The organism is Legionella spiritensis (assembly GCF_900186965.1).
In the GTDB taxonomy this organism is placed as follows: domain Bacteria; phylum Pseudomonadota; class Gammaproteobacteria; order Legionellales; family Legionellaceae; genus Legionella_C; species Legionella_C spiritensis.
This window is the reverse complement of the sequence record NZ_LT906457.1, coordinates 2,059,296-2,078,374: the sequence shown is the minus strand read 5'-3', so window position 1 is coordinate 2,078,374 and position 19,079 is coordinate 2,059,296. Positions and strand designations below refer to the sequence as shown.

Here is a 19,079-nt window from a genome sequence, read left to right as displayed (position 1 = left end):
GGATGAAAATAGTCGCGTTAATGGATTTAATCCTGTTCTTTTTTAAAAAACATTTTCTTTTTGGCTTCCCATTTCTGCATCATATCCTGAAAAATTTGTTTTTGTCTGGGATCGAGAAGATTGTATATCTCGTTTTTGGTCATGATGCGTGATTTTAGTGAGGCACGAGTCAAGGCGACCTTTTGATCAATCAATTTGTCAAGAGCGGCCTCGTCCAGTTTTTCACTGGTGATGAGTTGATTCATCTTGAGACGTATCGCCTTGAATTGTTCACGGTTGGCCTGCATCATTTGTCTGCCTTTTGCCTTAATGGCTTTAATTTTGGTTTGCTGGTCATCGGTGAGCTGCAGTTTATTTATCAGCTTGTTCCAACCCGCCTTGCATTGGTGATGGGGTTTCTTGTACGAATCAGCATAGGACATTTGTATCGTTAAAAATGATCCTGCCAGCATGGTAATAAACATTAATCTCCTGATCATTCTATGCTCCTTGCAATTTTTTTGATAGGCAGTCTGGAGTATAGACGATTTATCGGACAATTTCAGATGGAACTTTCCGGATTATTTTTCTTGTCGGGAAGGAGGATGATTGCCGAAAACCCTTGATTGTGTTATAAATACGGCGCTTTTAACGACACACACATTTCGTCACATATCGTAGGGTCCCTCTATCAGGGCTTGTCAACAAGTCCTGGAAGGGTACGGTATGGGAAATGTGGAGGCTTAACCCTGGAGAAATAAAATGAATGTTAGTATGAGAGAATTGCTGGAAGCAGGTGCCCATTTTGGTCACAGAACCCGTTATTGGAACCCTAAAATGGCGCCCTTCATTTTTGGTTCAAGAAATAAAATCCACATTATTAATCTGGAAAAAACCTTGCCGCTAATGAACGACGTTGTTAATTATGTCGGTCGTTTGGCGTCAAACAAGGCCAAAATACTGTTTGTCGGCACTAAAAGAGCGGCTCAGGACAGTATTCGTGAGCACGCAAGACGCTGTGGCATGCCTTACGTGGATCACCGTTGGCTGGGCGGCATGCTGACCAACTACAAAACAGTCCGTCAGTCTATTTTCCGGTTGAAAGAACTGAAGGAAATGCGCGATAAAGGCTTGTTTGCCGGTATGATTAAAAAAGAAGCGTTGATGTTAACCAGAGAGCTTGAAAAACTGGAGCGTGGTTTAGGGGGCATCGAAGACATGGGCGGTTTGCCTGACGCGTTGTTTGTCGTCGACGTTGGTTTTGAAAAAATTGCCGTTGAGGAAGCTCGCCGCTTGAAAATCCCTGTTATTGGTATTGTTGATACGAACAACAGCCCGGACAACATCGACTACATCATTCCCGGTAACGACGATTCCATGCGAGCCGTTGATATTTATGTGCGCTGTATTGCTGATGCTATTTTAGATGGTAAACAGGGTAATACGATCGGTGGTGTATCATCCGATGCTGAATTTGTCGAGGTAGCGACGACTGAGAAAGAGTCCGATAAGGCAGCCGACTGATTTAATTATTGATAGTTCGGGAGCATCTGCGGCGAGGCGGTTCGGTGCTCCTGATATGTGGAGGATATATAATGTCAATTAGCGCGAAGTTAGTAATGCAATTGCGTGAGCGAACGGGCGCCGGTATGATGGAATGTAAAAAATTCCTCGTTGCGACCAATGGTGATATCGAACTGGCTATTTCAGAGATGCGTAAGGCAGGACAGGCCAAGGCGGATAAAAAAGCCGACAGAGTTGCGGCGGAAGGCGTCATTGTTGTTGCCCGCTCCGGCGATCTGCATACGGCGGTAATGCTGGAAATCAACAGTGAAACCGACTTTGTGGCCAGAGATGAAAACTTTACCCGTTTTTCGGATGTTGTTGCCCAGACGGCGTTAAACAGTTCGGCTACGGATGTGGAAGAATTGTCCGCACAAACGATTGCCTCAGGCAATACCCTTGAACAGGCTCGACAAGAGCTGGTCGCCAAAATTGGCGAGAACATTAAAATTCGTCGCATGGTGCGGATGCAATGCGATGGTGTCATAGGATCTTATCTGCACGGCAACCGCATTGGTGTTATGGTGGCTTTGAAAAATGGCGATGAGTCCCTGGCTAAAGATATTGCCATGCATATTGCAGCCAGCCGTCCCATGGTTGTAAACCGGGATCAGGTTCCTGCCGATGCCATAGAAAACGAGCGCGATATTTTTACTGCCCAGGCTCGCGAAAGCGGCAAACCTCAGGAAATTATTGACAAAATGATTGAAGGACGTATCAATAAATTTATTGATGAGGTCAGTTTACTCGGCCAGCCTTTTGTTAAGGATCCGAACATTAAAGTAGGACAACTTTTAAAAGAGAAAAATGCGGAAGTCATTTCTTTTATCCGTTTTGAAGTGGGTGAAGGCATTGAGAAAAAAGAAGACAACTTCGTTGAGGAAGTGATGGCACAGGTTCGCGAATAAAACAATGAATGACAAAACTTCCAAAATAAAATACAGACGCATTTTATTAAAATGCAGTGGCGAGGCGCTGATGGGTAAAGCGCCATTTGGCATTGATCCATCCGTGCTGGATCGTATTGCCGTGGATGTCGATGAACTGATTAAGATGGGTGTGGAAGTAGGCCTGGTGATCGGCGGAGGCAATCTTTTCCGTGGCAAAGCGCTTTCTGAAGCCGGATTGGGACGTGTCACCGGCGATCACATGGGGATGCTGGCCACGGTCATGAACGCGCTTGCTCTGCGCGACGCTCTGGAACGCATTGACTTGCCGGCCCGGATTATGTCTGCCATTCCAATGATGGGGATGGTGGATCCTTATCATCGACGCAAGGCAATAACCCATCTGCGTAATGGCCACGTTGTTATTTTTGCCGCCGGAACCGGAAATCCTTTTTTTACTACTGATTCGGCAGCGTGTCTGAGAGCCATTGAGGTTGGTGCTGATATTGTCCTTAAAGCGACTAAAGTGGATGGCATTTATTCGGATGACCCGATTAAAAATCCGAAAGCCATACGCTATGATTACCTGACTTATAAACAAATATTGCAGGATGGTTTGCAGGTGATGGATGCAACGGCTATTTGCCTATGCCAGGATCATGGTATGCCCTTGCAGGTTTTTAATATGGAAGAACCGCATGCCTTGAAAAAAATCGTTATGGGTGAACGGGTTGGAACTATTGTAGGAGCGAATCATGATCAATGACATCAAACAAGATGCTGAAAAGCGGATGAAAAAAACAGTTGAAACATTGCATAATGATTTAACGAAAATTCGTACGGGTCGTGCAAACACGAGCTTTCTGGATCATATTCATGTCGATTATTATGGAAATCCCACGCCTTTATCGCAAGTGGCTAATGTGACGACCAGTGATTCCAGAACTCTGCTGGTTACTCCCTGGGAAAAAAACATGGTGCCGGTTATTGAAAAAGCCATCCTCACGTCCGATTTGGGCTTGAATCCGGCGACAGCAGGTAGTGCGATTCGTGTTCCCATGCCGCCACTTACGGAAGAGCGGCGCAAGGAATTGATTCGTGTAGTGCGTGCCGAAGGCGAGCAAGGCCGTGTCGCAATTCGCAATATTCGACGAGATGCCAATAATCACCTTAAGGATCTGGTGAAGGAAAAAGAGATTTCAGAAGATGACGAACACCGTGCCGGTGAAGTGATTCAGAAATTAACGGATAAATACATTGCGGAAGTAGACGCCGCTCTTGAAATGAAAGAAAAGGACTTGATGGAAATATAAAGTTCATAGGCATTTCATTGTGATCATGAACTTTGAAATGCTCCTTTCTATGCGGGCATTAATGGTGATTCCATAATTGGCATGAACTTGTCACTAAAATAGTCCGATTCAAAATCAGGAACGGTTTTGGCTATATCCAGCAAGGTATTGTAAGCCTCTGATAATAAAATCCCTTCTTTGGTGCGCATGCCTTTTAGCACACCAAACAGTTTTTTTGTTTGATGGTTATCCAGCCCGGTTACGTGAAATCCCAATGTGAGAGTTTTTCCGTGCAGGTTTCGGAAAAACCGGCCCACCTCATTGTCTGTAAGCTTTACCGATTGATATTTTGATTTTGTATGTGATGGTTCCAGCCAGTTTTTTTTGATTTTTTCATGCTTGCCTTTGGGTAATGTGTCCCAGCGCTTGACCCCCTGGGGGAGCTGTTGGCCGTCGAGAAATAATTGAAACAGGGTGATGCCCAGACTATGGGTGTCGGCTTTTTCTTCCGTTGTCCTGGTTTCGCGAAATATATCCTTGGGATTGTACATGGAATATAATGGCGTTTGAGTAATACCGCCGAGAGATTCATTCCTGCCGGAGGCTCCTCCGTAATCACAATAATCACCAACGTAATCGTCGGATATAATAATGTTGGCAGGCTTGATGTCATTGTGTATATGCACGCCGCCTAACTGATTCGGATCATGCAGTTGCTGTAATTTCCACATCAATGAAAGGGCAATTTTTAATTTTTGCGCAATAGTCAGGTTATCAACCGGATATTTTTCCAGTGATACACCTGCTATTTTTGGGATTACAATCCAATACTCCGTATCGGCTTTGTGATCCATTTGCATGATGGCGTCAAATATGTTTTGAGGTGCTTTTTTTGCAATGATTGCCTGAAATAACCGGGTTTCAGGGTAGATGGCTTTTAAATGGGAAGCCTCCCTGTTTATCAGTTGAGTGAGTTTTTCCGAGGCCATTCCCTGTATATGTTTGATAACATTGCCGGTTTTAATGAAGCGTATGTCGTCTTTGGCCGTATCAATCATCAGGAGACCCGGAGAGTCGGAAATTGACCCGAAAGCGCCGCCGTCAAAAGGCTTTTTGTCCATAAGGTAGCAAAGATAACAACCATCTTCCTTTTGTACCAGCAAATTATGCGACAGGGAGCGGTAACAAGTTATCTTCTCTCGTTGTGTATCGGGGGACTTTTCCCGGGGCGCGGGCGATGGCGTTGCAAAAAAAGACGCGCCGTAATTGATTATTCGCGCGCCCAGTTCCCAGACTGTTGGGAAATAGCCCGCTTCATTGGTGACATCAATTTTCGAGGCTGGTGAGGCTGATTTTTGTTCCATATTCGGGGGGGCATAGGGGGCGGCGGTAACGATATACTCATCTTCCTTGAAGCAACCTGAGCCGTGATGTTTGAAATGTTCGGCTACCAGCAATTTCAGGTAATATTTATCCTCATCAGATAAATTTAATAAATCCATATTTCCGGGCATAATTCCTTACAAGCCTCCGAAAAACCCATAGCACATACATGTGAAAGTCAGCTATCTGTCGTTTTTCACATCCCTGTTTTGTTATGCAATTGAACCGTATTAATTATCGCACCATAAGATACTATGAATCTCGCATAATTTGAAGCGTGTGAAAACAAGGCGACTCTTGTTCAACAACAAATAATAACCTCCTGTCGGGATAAGGTTTGGACGGGTACTCACCCGACGGACGAAGGCCTCTTTTTAATTAGGTGCGTAACCCGTTCAAGCGCCAATTTTTACATATATTGCCCACCGTTAATGTCAAGATTGGCACCGGTAATAAAGCCGGAGTCCGGGGAAGCGAGGAACGTGACGGCTCTGGCGATTTCTTCCGGTTTGCCTAATCTGCCCATGGGAATGACTGTGATAAGGGCTTTAAGGACACTTTCCCTCATGGCGGCAAGCATGGGTGTTTCAATATATCCGGGGGAAATGGTGTTAACCGTGATGCCTTTGTCGGCTGTTTCGAGGGCGAGGCTTTTACTGAAACCAAGTAATGCCGCTTTGGTAGCCGCGTAATTGCATTGACCGGCCTGACCTTTGCGGCCACTGACTGATGAAATGCTGATAATACGACCATACTCCCTCTCTAGCATCAGAGGCAGTACATTGCGTGTCACATTAAAGACACTGTTTAAATTAGCGTCAAGTACAAGCTGCCATTGTTTCGGGGTCATTTTTTTCAGAGTCATGTCACGGGTCACTCCCGCGTTGTTTACCAGCACATCAATACGACCATATTGTTCTTTTATTACCCTCGCGAGTTTTTCGCAGTCCTCAAACTGCCTGACATCGGCGTATTGAATATCAATGTTAAAACCGTCTTTTTTTTGAGACGATTGCCAGAGTTTCGCTTCTTCATGGTTACCATCCTTGAAATAACAGGCAATAACCCGATAATTGCTGGCGGCGAGGCTTCGGCAAATTGCAGTACCGATGCCGCCGGTCCCTCCTGTTACAATAGCTGTCATTTGTTCCATAGATTGATCCCCTGTTTTGGTAGTATTGTCAGGCTGTGCTGTTACAGTCTGATGATGAGCCTATCTTGCCGATGCCGCGTAAACACGTCAAATAATTTTAATGATATTTTGATATGGAAATCAGAGTAGGTTAGAGTATCATCTTCTTTTTTGTCGGGATGGCGGGAGTTTACTCTGAAGGTAGTGGGAGTGTACCTGGCAGAATACCAAATATATACAGGGTTTGTTGAGCAACGGGAGATATGTGGTGAGGATGAACAGGAAGATCGTTTATGGCTATGGGACAGGGGTGTTGCTTGCAGGAATACTCAACAATACGGTTATGGCCGGTGAGCCGGGTAAGACAAATGTCGCCCCGTCGTTATTTCCATGGGTAGTCAGCGTGAGCGCCGGGCCTGTGTGGGCTCGCGGCGGTGAGAGCCAGACTTTTTTTCTCGCTCCGGACATTGAAAAAACCTATGCGGCTGATAAATCCAGTAATGGTTTGTTTTATGGCGAGATTTTTTTAGGGCTGCAAAAATCACTGGTTCGGCAATTTCAAGGTCAGATTGGTGTAGCAGTGGCGGCCACCGGCGATGCGGATCTATCCGGTGAAATATGGGATGACGCCGATCCCCAGTTTAATAATTACGCCTATAACTATAAATTGAGTCACAGCCATATCGCGTTGAAAGGCAAATTACTGGCCGGACAATGGAATACATTGATTCCCTGGATTAGCGGCAGCATCGGCGCGGGATTTAATCGCGCCCACGAATTTCATAACAGGCCAACTATTTTCGAAGCGCTGGCTAACCCCGATTTTGCGTCTCATACCAAAACCGCTTTTACCTACACGGTTGGTGCCGGTGTGCAAAAAGTGCTGAACAATCATTGGCAGGCAGGGGTTGGTTATGAATTTGCCGATTGGGGGAAAAGTGAGCTTTACCGTGCCGAAAGCCAGACTTTAAATTCCGGGCTGGCCATGGATCATCTGAGAACCAATGGTTTGTTATTTAATATCACTTATATCGCGTAGGAATACCTGTCATGAAAATATGGAGATTTTCGCAATTTATTCCGGGAATGGTTTCCTTTTTATTACTCACCTCCGTTCAGGCAGGCGCTCCCTTGTGGACGTTTACTCCATTAACGGCGACCAGTATGATCCTTCCCTTAAACGGCACTGCGACAGTCAATTACCGGGTTACCAATCAATCAGCCAGGCCTCATACGCTGGTTGTGAAGCCGGTACAGGGCATTACGCAAATCACCAATGGCGCAGGTCTTTGCGGCAATCCTTTTGTGCTGCCATCCAGAGGCGCTTCCTGTATTCTGTCGTTGCAGATAAACGCGAGCCAGTTGACGGACAATATTACCGGCGGCCCAATGGTATGCCAGCAAGGCAGTACCCTGCAATGTTATCAGCCCGGCGCCAATGATATTCTTGATATTTCCATTCTGGATCCGAGTACCAGTGCCGCCATCAGCGTCACCGGTTCGCCACTGGTGTTAATCGTTAACGGCGCGGCGGGCGTATTAACCATCCATAACACGTCAACCGATGTCACGGCGACCAATATCAAGTCTGATTTTACTGGTACAGCACTTGCCGGCAAGGTCACCGAAACGGGAAACACCTGTGCCAGTGTTGCGCCGGGAACGAGTTGTCAGCTTACGTTTACTCCGGGAGCAACCGGGGTGGCTCAAACCAGTTTTCCTGTCAAGGGAGATAATACCACTACCATCAACCCAGACATTGCCGTAGTGACGGTGGGTGATCCGTTCCATGGGGGTGTCGTGGCCTGTACCGATGGTGGCCTGGACAACCTCATTGCTGCGACAATGGATATCAGTGCGAATATTATTTGGGGTAACTATATTCTTACTGGTGCAAATAGTAATACCGACGGGGCGACGAACACCACTACCATTGTGGCGGTATTGGGTAATAATGGCGGGATGCCTTACGCGGCGCAGCTTTGTAATGATTTCGCAATTGACTCGCAAGGCAATGCCCCCTGTCAGGTGGGAAATGTGTGTTATAACGACTGGTTTTTGCCGGCCAGGCAGCAATTGCATTGTCTTTTTGTGAATCAGGTGCCTGTCGGCAATTTTTTTCCTGACAATTACTGGACGTCTACAGAAAACAGTAACACGGAAGCCTGGTTCCAGTCTTTTGCCATCGACATCCAATTTGTCGATGATAAATTGCTTAATCCAGATCGGGTGCGCTGTGTCAGGCCTTTGAGTTGATAGTCTTTCATCCGGGCTGCTTCAGGCGGCTCGCATGAACAACATGGCGATTTTTGTTGTGTTTGCGAAATGTTTTATTTGATGGCGGCCATGCAACCCCATCGTGGATCCCAGGCCAGGTGTTTTAGATGGGAGGTGCTTTTTAAAAAATCGGTTAACGTGTTCGCTGTTTCATTTTTTTGCGCCAGAATCACCATGTTGGCGCTTTCAGGTATGGGAAGCACAACCGTGTTGCCGGGGAAGATCCTGCGGATAAAGTCAAAAATGGGCTTGTGTTCCTGTTGATTGGCCAGATTGACGGCGAGCACACCATTTTCCATCAGCAGGCGTTTGCAATGGGCGAAAAATTCGGGATTATGGCAGCTTTCCGGGAATGAGCTGGCATTAAAAAGATCCACAATCACGTGCCGGAATACCGAGTGATTTTCTCGCACGTACTGACTGGCTTCCTGATGTACGATGCTCAGGTTCACCCGTTTATCGATCTGGAAATATCGCGAGGCCAGATGAATGATTTCCGCCTCCATTTCAACGGCGGTTATGGTAAAACGGTTCAGCGGCTTTGCTAATACGTGAGCAACGCCGGCACCGCCCAGACCAAGCAGACAACAATCACCGGGGAGCTGTTGTGCCATGAAGACCAGCGGCTTGATGTAATGAAGTTCCGGGCGATGAGGATACCATTTATTAATGAGCGTCTGAATTGGTCTGGTGTCGAAGGTGAGCCAGCGAAAAAAGAGATTGTCATAAATCCGGATCCCTTCGCTTCGGTAAATACATCGCCCACCCAGGGTTTTCCATCTCATTTAACAGGTGATCTCTTGCTGGAAAGGATAGATGGAACCAAGCTGTAACAACTGGCTGAGTTCATCCAGAGCGGTAAACGATTCGTCAATAAGCCTGGGATCGGTCAGATCGGAGGCATGCAGTCTGGTTCGATAATGTTTTTTAACCCAATCACCTAACCTGTCGAGAAGAGGTGTGGTGATAAGAATTCCCTGGTGCATCGCGGACAATTCCTGCTGGTTTAGCAGGATTCGTAATCGAAGACAGGCGGGGCCACCACCGTTACACATGCTTTGTTTGACATCAATAAAGCGGACTTTTGTTATTGGATTGCTAAAATCGCCCTGCAATTTATCAATGAACAGCCGTACACGCTCATTGCGTTCACACTCCGTTGGCGCGAGCAGCGTCATGGAACCGTCGGGCATGGTCAATAGTTGCGAATTGAATAAATAGGAATCAACGGCTTCGGGTACCGTGACGTCTTGATCACGGACTTCAATAATTGCGAGATTAAAATCGGCCTTGTTTTTAAGTTCCTCATAGACTTTATGCTGATCTGCCAGTGCGCGTTCGTGAATGAAAAGCACCTGTTCGTTGGCAACGGCAATCACGTCATTATGAAAAACCCCCTGATCAATGACGTCAGGATTTTGTCGGGCAAAAACAACTCGTTCCGGATGGAGCAGATGCGCTCTTGCTATCGCTTCCGAGGCTTCAAGCGTTTGCCGGGCCAGATATTTTCGCGGTGCGGCGTCTTTCGTTTGTTGATGTAATCCTTGCTTTCCATAAACAAACAGGTGCATACCGGGGGATTGATGACTGGCAGAGAGGCGGCTGTGATTGGCCGCGCCCTCGTCGCTGGTCACAATGGTTTTGGGTAAAACGGGATGATGTCGGAAAAATTGAAGGTTGTTAAACAATCGTTCCAGCAAGTACCTGGAAAAATCAGCCTCCTGATGACGATGAATATTACTGATTAAATTGGCCGCCGTAAAATGAACGCGCTGATCAACGCTGTCAAGACTTGGAGTGACGGTGGCCGCATTAGCAGCCCACATGCTCGATGCGGAATAGCAGGCACTGAGAAGCCGTGGGGCATATTGCTGTGCTTTCACGAGTTGTTGTTCAGGATCACCTGTAAAACCAAGTTGATGTAACAGATGAAGGTTGGGGCGTTGGTGAGGTGGGAATACAGCCTGTTTCAAACCGGCCTCATGCAGTAATCTCATTTTGGCGAGACCTTGCAAGGCGGCTGCTTGCGGATTGGCTATATTGAACGCGTTGGTTGTGGATGCGATATTGCCCGGGGCGAGTCCGGCGTAATGGTGGGTAGGACCGACCAGGCCGTCTATGTTTAATTCGTAATATTGCATATTAATTTTCCATAACGATACCGGGAAGCATGTTATCCGGCCTGGATAACTGAGCCTGTTCCTGGCTGGCGATAGGGTAGGAACAGTAATCGGCGGCAAAATAAGCGCTTGGCCTATGGTTGCCGCTGCAGCCGATTCCACCGAAAGGCAGGTTGCTTGCCGCTCCGGTCGTGGGTTTGTTCCAGTTGACAAGTCCGGCCCGTATTTCCTGATAGAATTGCCGGTAGTGGTGGGCGTTGTCGCTTAACAAGCCCGCGGACAGGCCATAACGGGTCCGGTTGGCAAGCATTAAAGCCTCCTCGAAATCCTGGTAACGGTATAATTGAATCAAGGGTGCGAAAATTTCCTCGTCCGCCGGATGAGCCACGGAGGTCATATCAATAACGCCCGGAGTCAGCAATCCGGAGTTTTTTTCCATAAGTGACATGGGCAATAAGGCGTTGCCCCCGGATTCCAGTAATTGCTCTTGCGCTTTTAAATGAGCGAGAGCATGATCAAAACTAATGACCGGCCCCATAAATGGTTCCGGGTTACTGTCAAAAGCTCCGATTGCCATTTTCCTGCAGGCGGCCAACAGCTTTTCGAGAAATTGTTCGCCCTTTGAATTATCAGGAATCATAACCCGACGCGCGCAGGTGCATCGTTGGCCGGCTGTGATAAACGCCGATAACAGCGTTTGATAGACTGCGGCATCGAGGTCTTTCACCTCATCAATGACTAATGGGTTATTACCTCCCATTTCCAAAGCCAGGATAACCTCCGGACGATCACTGAAAAGCCGGTGAATTTTTTTCCCGGTTTGGTAACTGCCGGTGAAGTAGACACCCTGTATGTCGGCGGCCAGCAGTCGTTGACCCGTTGCCGCATTGCCTTGCAGGCAATTGATAACACCGGGCGGTAATCCTGCATCATGCCAGCATCGCATGATCATTTCCGCAACTGCGGGAGTCAGTTCGCTGGGTTTTAAAATCACCGTATTTCCGGCAAGCAGGGCAGGTACTATATGACCGTTGCTTAAATGGGCGGGAAAATTAAAAGGGCCGAAAACGGCGGTCACGCCATGCGGTTTATAACGCAGGCAGGATTGACTGTCCGCCATTGTTGAGCATTTTTCAGATGTTCGTTCTTCAAAAGCCTGGATGGACAGATTTACCTTGCCGATGACGGCATTCACTTCCGTTTCAGATTCCCAGTAAGGTTTGCCGTTTTCCAGTGAAATCAATGCCGCCAGCTCATGCCGTTGCCTCTCTACCTGGCGGGCAAATTGATGCAGGTAATGCGCCCGTTCGGAAACGGGCAGCAGACGCCATTTTTTAAAGGCGCTTTGCGCGGCCTCACACGCTTTGCCGATTTCCGCTTCCTCGGCCCGGGTGCCTTGCCATATCGGTTGATTGTTTACCGGATTATAGGAATAGAACACATCACCGGATCCATTTGTCCAGGAGCCGTTGATGTAATGTTGGCCGGATTCAGGCGTGTTTGGGTTCATGGTCATATTGTGCCTCTTGTGAGAATGGGCCGGATTCAATTCGTAACGGTGCGATACGAACGCAGTCGCCGCGTTTGACGTCCAGCAGTTTGGCGGTTTGTTTGCTTAAAATACAGGAGCTATGCCCTTCGTTGAAAATAGCCTGGCTGATGGTTGCCCGAAAATCAAGCCTGGTATTGGCGAGTAAAAAGCGGTTACTGCTGACTTCGTCGCTGATGTTTTTTACGGTCATAACCCGACTGGATGCGATGGTTTGAATTTCTGCAAGAGGCGCCTCAATGGTTGGGCCCGCATCAAAAATATCAACATAGGAATTGTAGCGAAACCCTTCCCGCATGAGGATGTTCATGGCCGGCACCGTGGATTGGTGAGGTTTGCCAATCACCGCCTGTGCTTCCGGGGACAGCAGTTTGACATAGATTGGGTTTCTTGGCATTAAATCAGCAATAAACTGCTTGTTGGTTGACATGGTTAAACGATCCGCTTCGGCAAAGGGCATGTGAAAAAAATGTCTGCCTACGTTTTCCCAAAATGGAGAGCGGCCCCATTCATCTGAAATACCTCTCATTTCCGCGATCACATCCGAGGCGAAGCGATTCGGATAATGAGCCATAAACAAAAAACGGGCGCGGGAGAGTAATAGTCCATTACCGTTTTTGCGAAAGGCCGGCTCCAGAAAAAGCGTGCATATTTCACTTTTCCCCTGGTTGTCATTAACCAGACTTAACACTTCATAATCGCTGCGAATATTTAAGGAATGGCAAATTCGAGTTCGTTTGGACACTTTATAGGAATAAATGGGCAACTCATAACCGGTCGTGGCTTCAATCGCTGAAGTACCAAGGATTTGCCCGGATTCCGGATCCTGTAAAACGAAAAGATAATATTCATCATGAGGATGTTTGATGGTTTTCTTAAATGACTGGCAAGACAGATCCAGTCGTTTTTTAAGTATTTTCCTGTCCTTGGGCAGGGTCGTCATACCGATTCCGCTGTGCTCGGCGAGATGATGTATGGCGTCCAGATCGTTGGCTGTCGCACTTCTAAAGAGCATCATTGCCGGAGTTCCTCCAGTCCGCCTGCCGCCAAATCCTGGAGAAGCAGAGCGCTTAGGGCGGCTCGTTCCGGCAGACTGTCAAGCAGGATATATTCATCCGAACTGTGAATATTACCGCCTCTTACCCCAAGGGTGTCAATTACCGGCAATCCGTGTTTTGCCAAATTATTGCCATCGCAACAGCCTCCGCTGTCTTTCCAGTCTACGGTTAGACCCAGTTTGGAGCCAATGGCCTGTATTCTCCGGAATAATCGTTCGGTACCTTGCGAAACACGTTTAACCGGTCTACCGAAATGGCCATGAATCGATAAGGTATAATCGTCACACTGCAGGCGCTGAATAATCTTTTCCAAGTGTTGACGTACCCAATGCTCATCCTGTGGCTGGCTGATGCGTATATCCAGTTTGGCTACGGCTTTATCAGGCACCATGTTCAAGGCGTCACCACCGGCTACTTTACCCACATTGATGGTCACGCCATCCTGTTGACCGTTAAGGGCGTGAATAGCTGTGATTGCCTCGGCAAGGTGGCATATTGCGTTTCGACCTTCATGGAACGCCCGACCGGCGTGGGCGGCCTTACCGGTTGCGACAAGCGTTAATTTGCCGCTGCCTTTGCGGTTTTTGGCCAGTGTTCCTGATGGCGTCATGGCCGGTTCATAAACGAGGGCGGCCTGGTAATTGGCCGCCATGTCATCGAACAGCGAGCCGGAAGCCGGTGAACCGATTTCCTCATCGCCGTTAATCAGGACATCCCAGCCCAGGTTATTGGCCAGGCCGCTCTCCTCAAGTGCCATGAGCGCATGCAATATAACGATTAGCCCGCCCTTCATATCCGCGACGCCGGGGCCGTTGATTTCGTTATCACTGAGGTAGGTTATGGTTTGAAAGGGGTGTTTTGCTCCGTACACGGTATCCATATGACCGCTTAGTAAAATCCGGCGTTTTAACTCAGGGCGTTTGCGAATCAATAAAGCATCGCCGCAGCGCTGTTGTATCCTGTTTCCGGCCATATCCATGGTTGTGATGGCAGGCAACGGTTTGTTTTCTATCTGATCCGAGAGAGTTCGGAAGCTTTCAGCTAACAGGGTGTGCATAAGTGCGAGGCCCGCCAGGTTGTCGCTGCCGGAATTAATTTCGCAAAACCGGTGCAGTTGCTGCTCCATGGTTTGCCTGCGAGCCTGCAACGATGATAACAAATCCTTGTGAACCGTACTCATTATGTCAATCCAGCTACAAAGCCTATGACATTAGCCTAAAAGAGGGTACTTCGCAATACAGGCAAACAGTTCCCAGGCTCTGTGAACCAATTTTTTTCCGATCGAAAACAAGGCAACTATTGTTGCGCAACAAATAATAATGTCTTGTAGCCCGTCATGAAGGTGCAGCCGAAATGCGGGATAACGTTCCTAATTGACACATCAAACCCGCAATACGGCCGCAGGCCTCCTTACGGGCTACTGCCTTTTCGCAAAAAAATGGTGCCAATTACCCGCATTTTCGCTTTGCGAAAACATTGGTTCACAGAGCCTGGACTATTAATGCACTTTAATGACGGGAAGTGGTGGTTCGTCAAGGTTATCCTTTTCGGGGTCTGCCTCTTTCAGACTGGCTAGTGACGCTTTCATATTTTTCATGTCTTGCGCCATGTTGCCGCGAAGGAAGGCGTGAGAGCCGCTTTGAAAGGTAGATATGCCTGAATCGATCAGGGCATTGCCTTTCTTTTGTGAAAACGGGTACAACAATACGCCGCCCAGAACTTTCATCATTCCGCCGATGATTTTAAGAACAGGATAATTGACAGTGAGTTTATCAGCCAGATCCTCATATTTTTCTATATCACCCGGTTTGGGTGATTGTATAATGTCCGGAGTGCGGGAGACAGTTTCCAGCAATAAACGTTTGCCGCTGGTATCAAGGGACGTTTGCTGACTGATGTTTTGCAGAATTTTAATACCAATTTCGATAGCTGCTTTGTTTTGAGGATCGGTTAATTTCATCTCCTCTAGTAGCTGCAGATTTTGCGCTACCCTGATTTGCAACAATTCGGAGACACGGGTGTGAGGGCAGTTGAAATCCCGCCATGCAATGAGCCAGGCTTTTTGCGGATTATTATAAATGTCCTGGTAATTGGCGTTGACGTAGGCATCCACGGCATTCCAGATCATTTTGAGGTGGTGGTTCATGCCGCGTGCTTTAACCATGGCGGGTGCGGCATGCAAGGCTTTGTCGAATTCTTCCCGGGATAGAGGGGTATCGGTTGCAAAGGATTTCACCAGATTATAATAGGCTGAGGAAACACCACCCCGGTCTATCGCATCCTTACAGGAAAAGTTGATGCTTTCAGGGCGAAGCGTCTGAATAATGTAATTGGGTAATTCAAATTTGTTAAAATGAAACCAGACTGCTTGCCGTTGGGCCGGAGAGATCTGAAGATCAGGATCAGAGAGATCAATGCCTGTTGCTGTAAAGCTTTTATCAAGCAGATCGCAGATCCGTTCTTGTTCATACTCCTCGGAGTAACCCTTGTCTTCCTCGGTAAACAGTAATTTTCTGATGGCCTTGCTGATATAAAAATCCTTGACTTCAGTTTGGGCCTGCCCATCCTGGCTGGCAATATGCAGAAATTCATCATAGACATCCTGCAGTTTTAATGAGGGGTCTGTTTTTTCAAACTCCCCTTTGCTCATTAACCCTTTGTCGGCCGGCAGCGTGATGACGGCAGTATTGGAATGCTGATTTTCCAGTTGATGTAATTGAAGGGTAAGATCTTGTTCTTTTTTCCCTTCCAGATCATCCCGATCCAGTCCCAGGTTGTTGAAATAAACATGGGTGATTTTGGTTGGTTTAACGACAGGCCGTAACCCGTAAGCCTCTCTCATGGGATCGTCGGACAATTTTTCTTCCCATTTGGCAAAAACACGGTTTGTTTCTTCCTCATTGGGAGGTAGTTGTGCCTGACGATGCCGTCTTTTCTGGACTTGCAGCCAATATTCGAACAATGGGGCGGCTCGCGGAACGTCGTTATGTCGTTGTCCCTGGGTTCCAAAACGGTATTCGGTCGGTATGTGATCCTTGCCATGCTGCTGATATTCGTATTTTCTCACGGTCGCCAGGCTGGTGGTGTGCTGAGGTTTAAAATTATCAGCTACCATGGCTGTAAAGCGGCCTCTCATTGATCCGGCGCCCGATGGTGAAACCCCTTTGTTGATATTGGAGCCTTTGTCTTGCAGAAGAGAGGCCACTGATTTTTCAATCCCGCTATCGGAAGGGGTGTGGCTTAAGGGTATATGTTTGATGGCTTGAAAGGATTGATCCAGAATATCGTTGTCGTTGTGGTAAAACGAGAAAATAAAGTCATCAAGCGCTTGCAGATCGGAGTCAATTTGACGGATTTTTTCTTCAGGATCACCGGGTTCCTGGAGCGAACGAAACATGGCCCCGTGTTTTTCCATCACCTCAGGGTTATTCATTAGTTCCATCTGGTGTTCAATTTGTGCGAGTCGTCTCAATAAGGCCTCGCGCTTTTGTTCAATCAGTGGCTCGAGATGGTCTTCTGTATAACTCAATAAATCAGTGTAAAGATCGCCGTAAGCAAAATTCCGCTTGTAAGCACCATTGTTTTGCGTGAACTGTCGTATGCTGTTTTGCAGTTTTTCAGGCAATGCCGACAGAACCGATGGTGGGATGCCGGGAATAATGTGATTTAGGTAGCTGTAACAATTTTTATTGTGTAGTTGATCGCTTGTAATCGTCTTGCTACTGTTTCGAAGTTTATCATTCATGATAATTTCAACATCATATTGTTTAATTTAATTATACCAGTTGTTAACTTAATAAAATATTAAGTGACGCGAACGCTGGATAATTTCCTATTATTTTACTTAAAATAATCATCTTGTTGTTCAATATCCCGGGTATAGGCGATAAAATGCAAGCTCGACGAATAAAAGGATTGCTTGTGCAGGAACTACTTGAAAAAACCCATCCACAATGGCATGACGTGCTTGAAAAGGCGTTGAACTCTATGGATGAGCAGTATGTTATCCAGTTAAAGGGTGATCGAAACTGGCTTCCCGGTTGGGAGTTAATGCTCGCGGCGTTTAGCCAACCCTTGCTTCACACCCGATATCTCCTGTTGGGAGAATCGCCTTATCCTCGCCGGCAATCCGCCAATGGATACGCTTTTTGGGATAATGCGGTGGCGTCTTTGTGGAGCGACAAGGGGTTGAGTAAGGAAGTGAATCGAGCTACTTCGTTGCGTAATATGATGAAAATGCTATTGGTAGCCAGAGGTGATCTGGGCGAGGATCATTCTCAGGCGGCTATCGCCCGGCTTGATAAATCACATTACTGGCGTACGGCTTCGGAGTTGTTTCACGGGATGATCCGAAAGGGATTTATATTACTTAACGCCTCACTGGTTTATAGTGACAACAGGGTGCCTTACCATGCCAGGCAATGGCAGCCGTTTATTAGCAGTTTATTTAATCAACTGGCATTACGAGACCATAAAGTGACGTTGCTGTTATTTGGAAAAATTGCGGCCAGGGTACAAAATTCGAACCGTTTTCCCTGCCTCATTGCCGAGCATCCCTATAATTTGTCTTTTATCAGCAATAAGGATGTGCTGGCCTTTTTTAAACCGTTGGATCTGTTGAGTTGCCATGAATAATAAAACAACCGTTGACACGCTGGAAATCGCCAGATTTTCCCAACTTGCCGGACATTGGTGGGATAAAAATGGTCCGCTTAAAACACTGCATGACATTAATCCGGTGCGTCTGGATTTTATAGAGCAATACGTCAAACTGGAACAAAAATCGGTACTGGATGTCGGATGCGGTGGCGGCATATTAAGCGAGGCCATGGCTCAAAAACATGCTGTGGTCCATGGTATCGACGCAGAAGCCGAGAGTATCGAGACGGCAAGAACGCATGCGCAGAAAAACAATTTATCCGTGACTTACAGTTGTGTCCCCATAGAGGATTTTACGGCGCCGGCATTTGACGTGATCACTTGTATGGAAATGCTGGAGCACGTTCTTCAACCCGGGGTGGTTGTGAATCACTGTGCCCGACTGTTGCAATCGGGTGGCTATCTGTTTCTCTCTACAATAAACCGCACGCCCAGGGCTTATGCGGAGGCGGTTATAGCGGCGGAATATCTGTTGGGCCTGTTACCTCGCCAGACCCATGACTATCACAAATTTATCAAACCAAGCGAGCTTGCTGCCATGAGCCGCAATGCCGGCCTGGAAGTGATTGGCCTGCAAGGGATTCATTATAATCCCTTTACTCGCCTGGCGGGCCTAAAAGAATCCGTGCACGTCAATTATCTGATGGCTTGTCGTAAACCCTAGGTTCTGTCCCTAAAGTTTTTATAATTATCTCAGACTGAATTTGAACACAGATTTTTGAGATCACCTTGATCTACCCCCTCTCCCGCGCCAGGAATTTGAGTAGTATGATGATGTTTTTTGCGGGAGAGGGTTGGGGAGAGGGTGTGGAAAAATCGGTGTTAAGGCAACGAGCCCGCGATTTAAGGAAAAACAGTACGGATGTTGAGCGGCATCTATGGTACTATCTTCGAGCGAATAGACTTGGATTTAAATTCAAGAGACAAGTACCAATAGGCGACTACATCGTTGATTTTGCCTGTCTTGAAAAACGACTGATTATCGAGCTTGATGGTGGTCAACACCTGCACAATCAAATTTACGATACGAAGCGTACTGATTGGCTAAAGACACATGGTTTTAAAGTGATCCGCTTTTGGAATCATGATATCTTTCAGCACACGCCAACAGTCCTCGACGCCATCATGACTGCTTTAAAGTAAAGCCGTTTGAAGCATCCCGCCTATTGCCTCCATAAAC

The 19,079-nt window shown here is 47.1% G+C and carries 18 protein-coding genes; 9 read left to right on the top strand and 9 right to left on the bottom strand.

Features of this window, described 5'->3' with window-relative positions:
• Positions 1–26 precede the first annotated feature (26 nt).
• On the bottom strand, positions 27–479 hold the full coding sequence (locus CKW05_RS09325; protein WP_065238382.1) for a Spy/CpxP family protein refolding chaperone: 453 nt from the start codon (positions 477–479) through the stop codon (positions 27–29).
• 262 nt (positions 480–741) lie between these two features.
• Between CKW05_RS09325 and rpsB the strand changes: the two genes are divergently transcribed.
• From rpsB to frr, 4 genes are all read left to right on the top strand, one after another.
• A complete protein-coding gene (gene rpsB / locus CKW05_RS09320; RefSeq protein WP_058482884.1) occupies positions 742–1,503 on the top strand; it encodes a 30S ribosomal protein S2 in 762 nt (253 codons plus the stop codon).
• 68 nt (positions 1,504–1,571) lie between these two features.
• Positions 1,572–2,450, top strand: coding sequence for a translation elongation factor Ts (gene tsf, locus CKW05_RS09315; RefSeq protein ID WP_095140733.1), 879 nt, complete (start codon positions 1,572–1,574; stop codon positions 2,448–2,450).
• 4 nt (positions 2,451–2,454) lie between these two features.
• Complete coding sequence (pyrH, locus tag CKW05_RS09310; protein ID WP_058482882.1) at positions 2,455–3,195, top strand: UMP kinase; 741 nt, start codon at positions 2,455–2,457, stop codon at positions 3,193–3,195.
• Complete coding sequence (frr, locus tag CKW05_RS09305) at positions 3,185–3,742, top strand: ribosome recycling factor (RefSeq protein ID WP_058482881.1); 558 nt, start codon at positions 3,185–3,187, stop codon at positions 3,740–3,742. Before pyrH ends, frr begins: the two co-directional genes overlap by 11 nt.
• Positions 3,743–3,789: 47 nt before the next feature.
• Here the strand turns inward: frr and CKW05_RS09300 are convergent, their stop codons facing one another.
• Both CKW05_RS09300 and phbB read right to left on the bottom strand, forming a co-directional pair.
• Entirely contained in the window at positions 3,790–5,223 is a 1,434-nt protein-coding gene (locus CKW05_RS09300) for a protein kinase domain-containing protein (protein WP_157737720.1), read from the bottom strand.
• A gap of 290 nt (positions 5,224–5,513) precedes the next feature.
• Positions 5,514–6,257 (bottom strand): acetoacetyl-CoA reductase, encoded by a 744-nt coding sequence (phbB, locus tag CKW05_RS09295; RefSeq protein WP_058482879.1) that lies wholly within the window; start codon positions 6,255–6,257, stop codon positions 5,514–5,516.
• Positions 6,258–6,510: 253 nt separating this feature from the next.
• Between phbB and CKW05_RS09290 the strand changes: the two genes are divergently transcribed.
• Positions 6,511–7,275 (top strand): outer membrane protein, encoded by a 765-nt coding sequence (locus CKW05_RS09290; protein ID WP_058482878.1) that lies wholly within the window; start codon positions 6,511–6,513, stop codon positions 7,273–7,275.
• 11 nt (positions 7,276–7,286) lie between these two features.
• Complete coding sequence (locus tag CKW05_RS09285) at positions 7,287–8,492, top strand: hypothetical protein (RefSeq protein ID WP_058482877.1); 1,206 nt, start codon at positions 7,287–7,289, stop codon at positions 8,490–8,492.
• Between the two features lie 74 nt (positions 8,493–8,566).
• Here the strand turns inward: CKW05_RS09285 and CKW05_RS09280 are convergent, their stop codons facing one another.
• The 6 genes from CKW05_RS09280 to CKW05_RS09255 form a co-directional block, all read right to left on the bottom strand.
• Positions 8,567–9,298 carry a spermidine synthase gene (locus CKW05_RS09280; protein ID WP_058482876.1) on the bottom strand — a complete coding sequence of 244 codons (732 nt, stop codon included), beginning with the start codon at positions 9,296–9,298 and terminating at the stop codon, positions 8,567–8,569.
• Positions 9,299–10,654 carry an N-succinylarginine dihydrolase gene (gene astB, locus CKW05_RS09275; protein ID WP_058482875.1) on the bottom strand — a complete coding sequence of 452 codons (1,356 nt, stop codon included), beginning with the start codon at positions 10,652–10,654 and terminating at the stop codon, positions 9,299–9,301.
• 1 nt (position 10,655) lies between these two features.
• Positions 10,656–12,149, bottom strand: a complete 1,494-nt coding sequence (gene astD / locus CKW05_RS09270) for a succinylglutamate-semialdehyde dehydrogenase (RefSeq protein ID WP_058482874.1) — start codon at positions 12,147–12,149, stop codon at positions 10,656–10,658.
• Positions 12,124–13,200 (bottom strand): arginine N-succinyltransferase, encoded by a 1,077-nt coding sequence (locus CKW05_RS09265; RefSeq protein WP_058482873.1) that lies wholly within the window; start codon positions 13,198–13,200, stop codon positions 12,124–12,126. The genes astD and CKW05_RS09265 overlap by 26 nt, the downstream gene beginning before the upstream one ends.
• Entirely contained in the window at positions 13,197–14,420 is a 1,224-nt protein-coding gene (locus CKW05_RS09260) for a hydrolase (RefSeq protein ID WP_082642735.1), read from the bottom strand. The genes CKW05_RS09265 and CKW05_RS09260 overlap by 4 nt, the downstream gene beginning before the upstream one ends.
• Before the next feature lie 318 nt (positions 14,421–14,738).
• A complete protein-coding gene (locus CKW05_RS09255) occupies positions 14,739–16,985 on the bottom strand; it encodes a hypothetical protein (protein ID WP_058482872.1) in 2,247 nt (748 codons plus the stop codon).
• Between the two features lie 146 nt (positions 16,986–17,131).
• On the opposite strand from CKW05_RS09255, the gene CKW05_RS09250 reads away from it, so the two are divergent.
• The 3 genes from CKW05_RS09250 to CKW05_RS09240 all read left to right on the top strand — a co-directional run bounded on the left by CKW05_RS09250 (position 17,132) and on the right by CKW05_RS09240 (position 19,042).
• On the top strand, positions 17,132–17,875 hold the full coding sequence (locus tag CKW05_RS09250; protein WP_058482871.1) for a uracil-DNA glycosylase family protein: 744 nt from the start codon (positions 17,132–17,134) through the stop codon (positions 17,873–17,875).
• On the top strand, positions 17,868–18,563 hold the full coding sequence (gene ubiG, locus CKW05_RS09245; RefSeq protein WP_058482870.1) for a bifunctional 2-polyprenyl-6-hydroxyphenol methylase/3-demethylubiquinol 3-O-methyltransferase UbiG: 696 nt from the start codon (positions 17,868–17,870) through the stop codon (positions 18,561–18,563). Before CKW05_RS09250 ends, ubiG begins: the two co-directional genes overlap by 8 nt.
• 104 nt (positions 18,564–18,667) lie before the next feature.
• Positions 18,668–19,042 (top strand): endonuclease domain-containing protein, encoded by a 375-nt coding sequence (locus CKW05_RS09240; RefSeq protein ID WP_408606973.1) that lies wholly within the window; start codon positions 18,668–18,670, stop codon positions 19,040–19,042.
• The last annotated feature ends 37 nt before the right edge of the window (positions 19,043–19,079 follow it).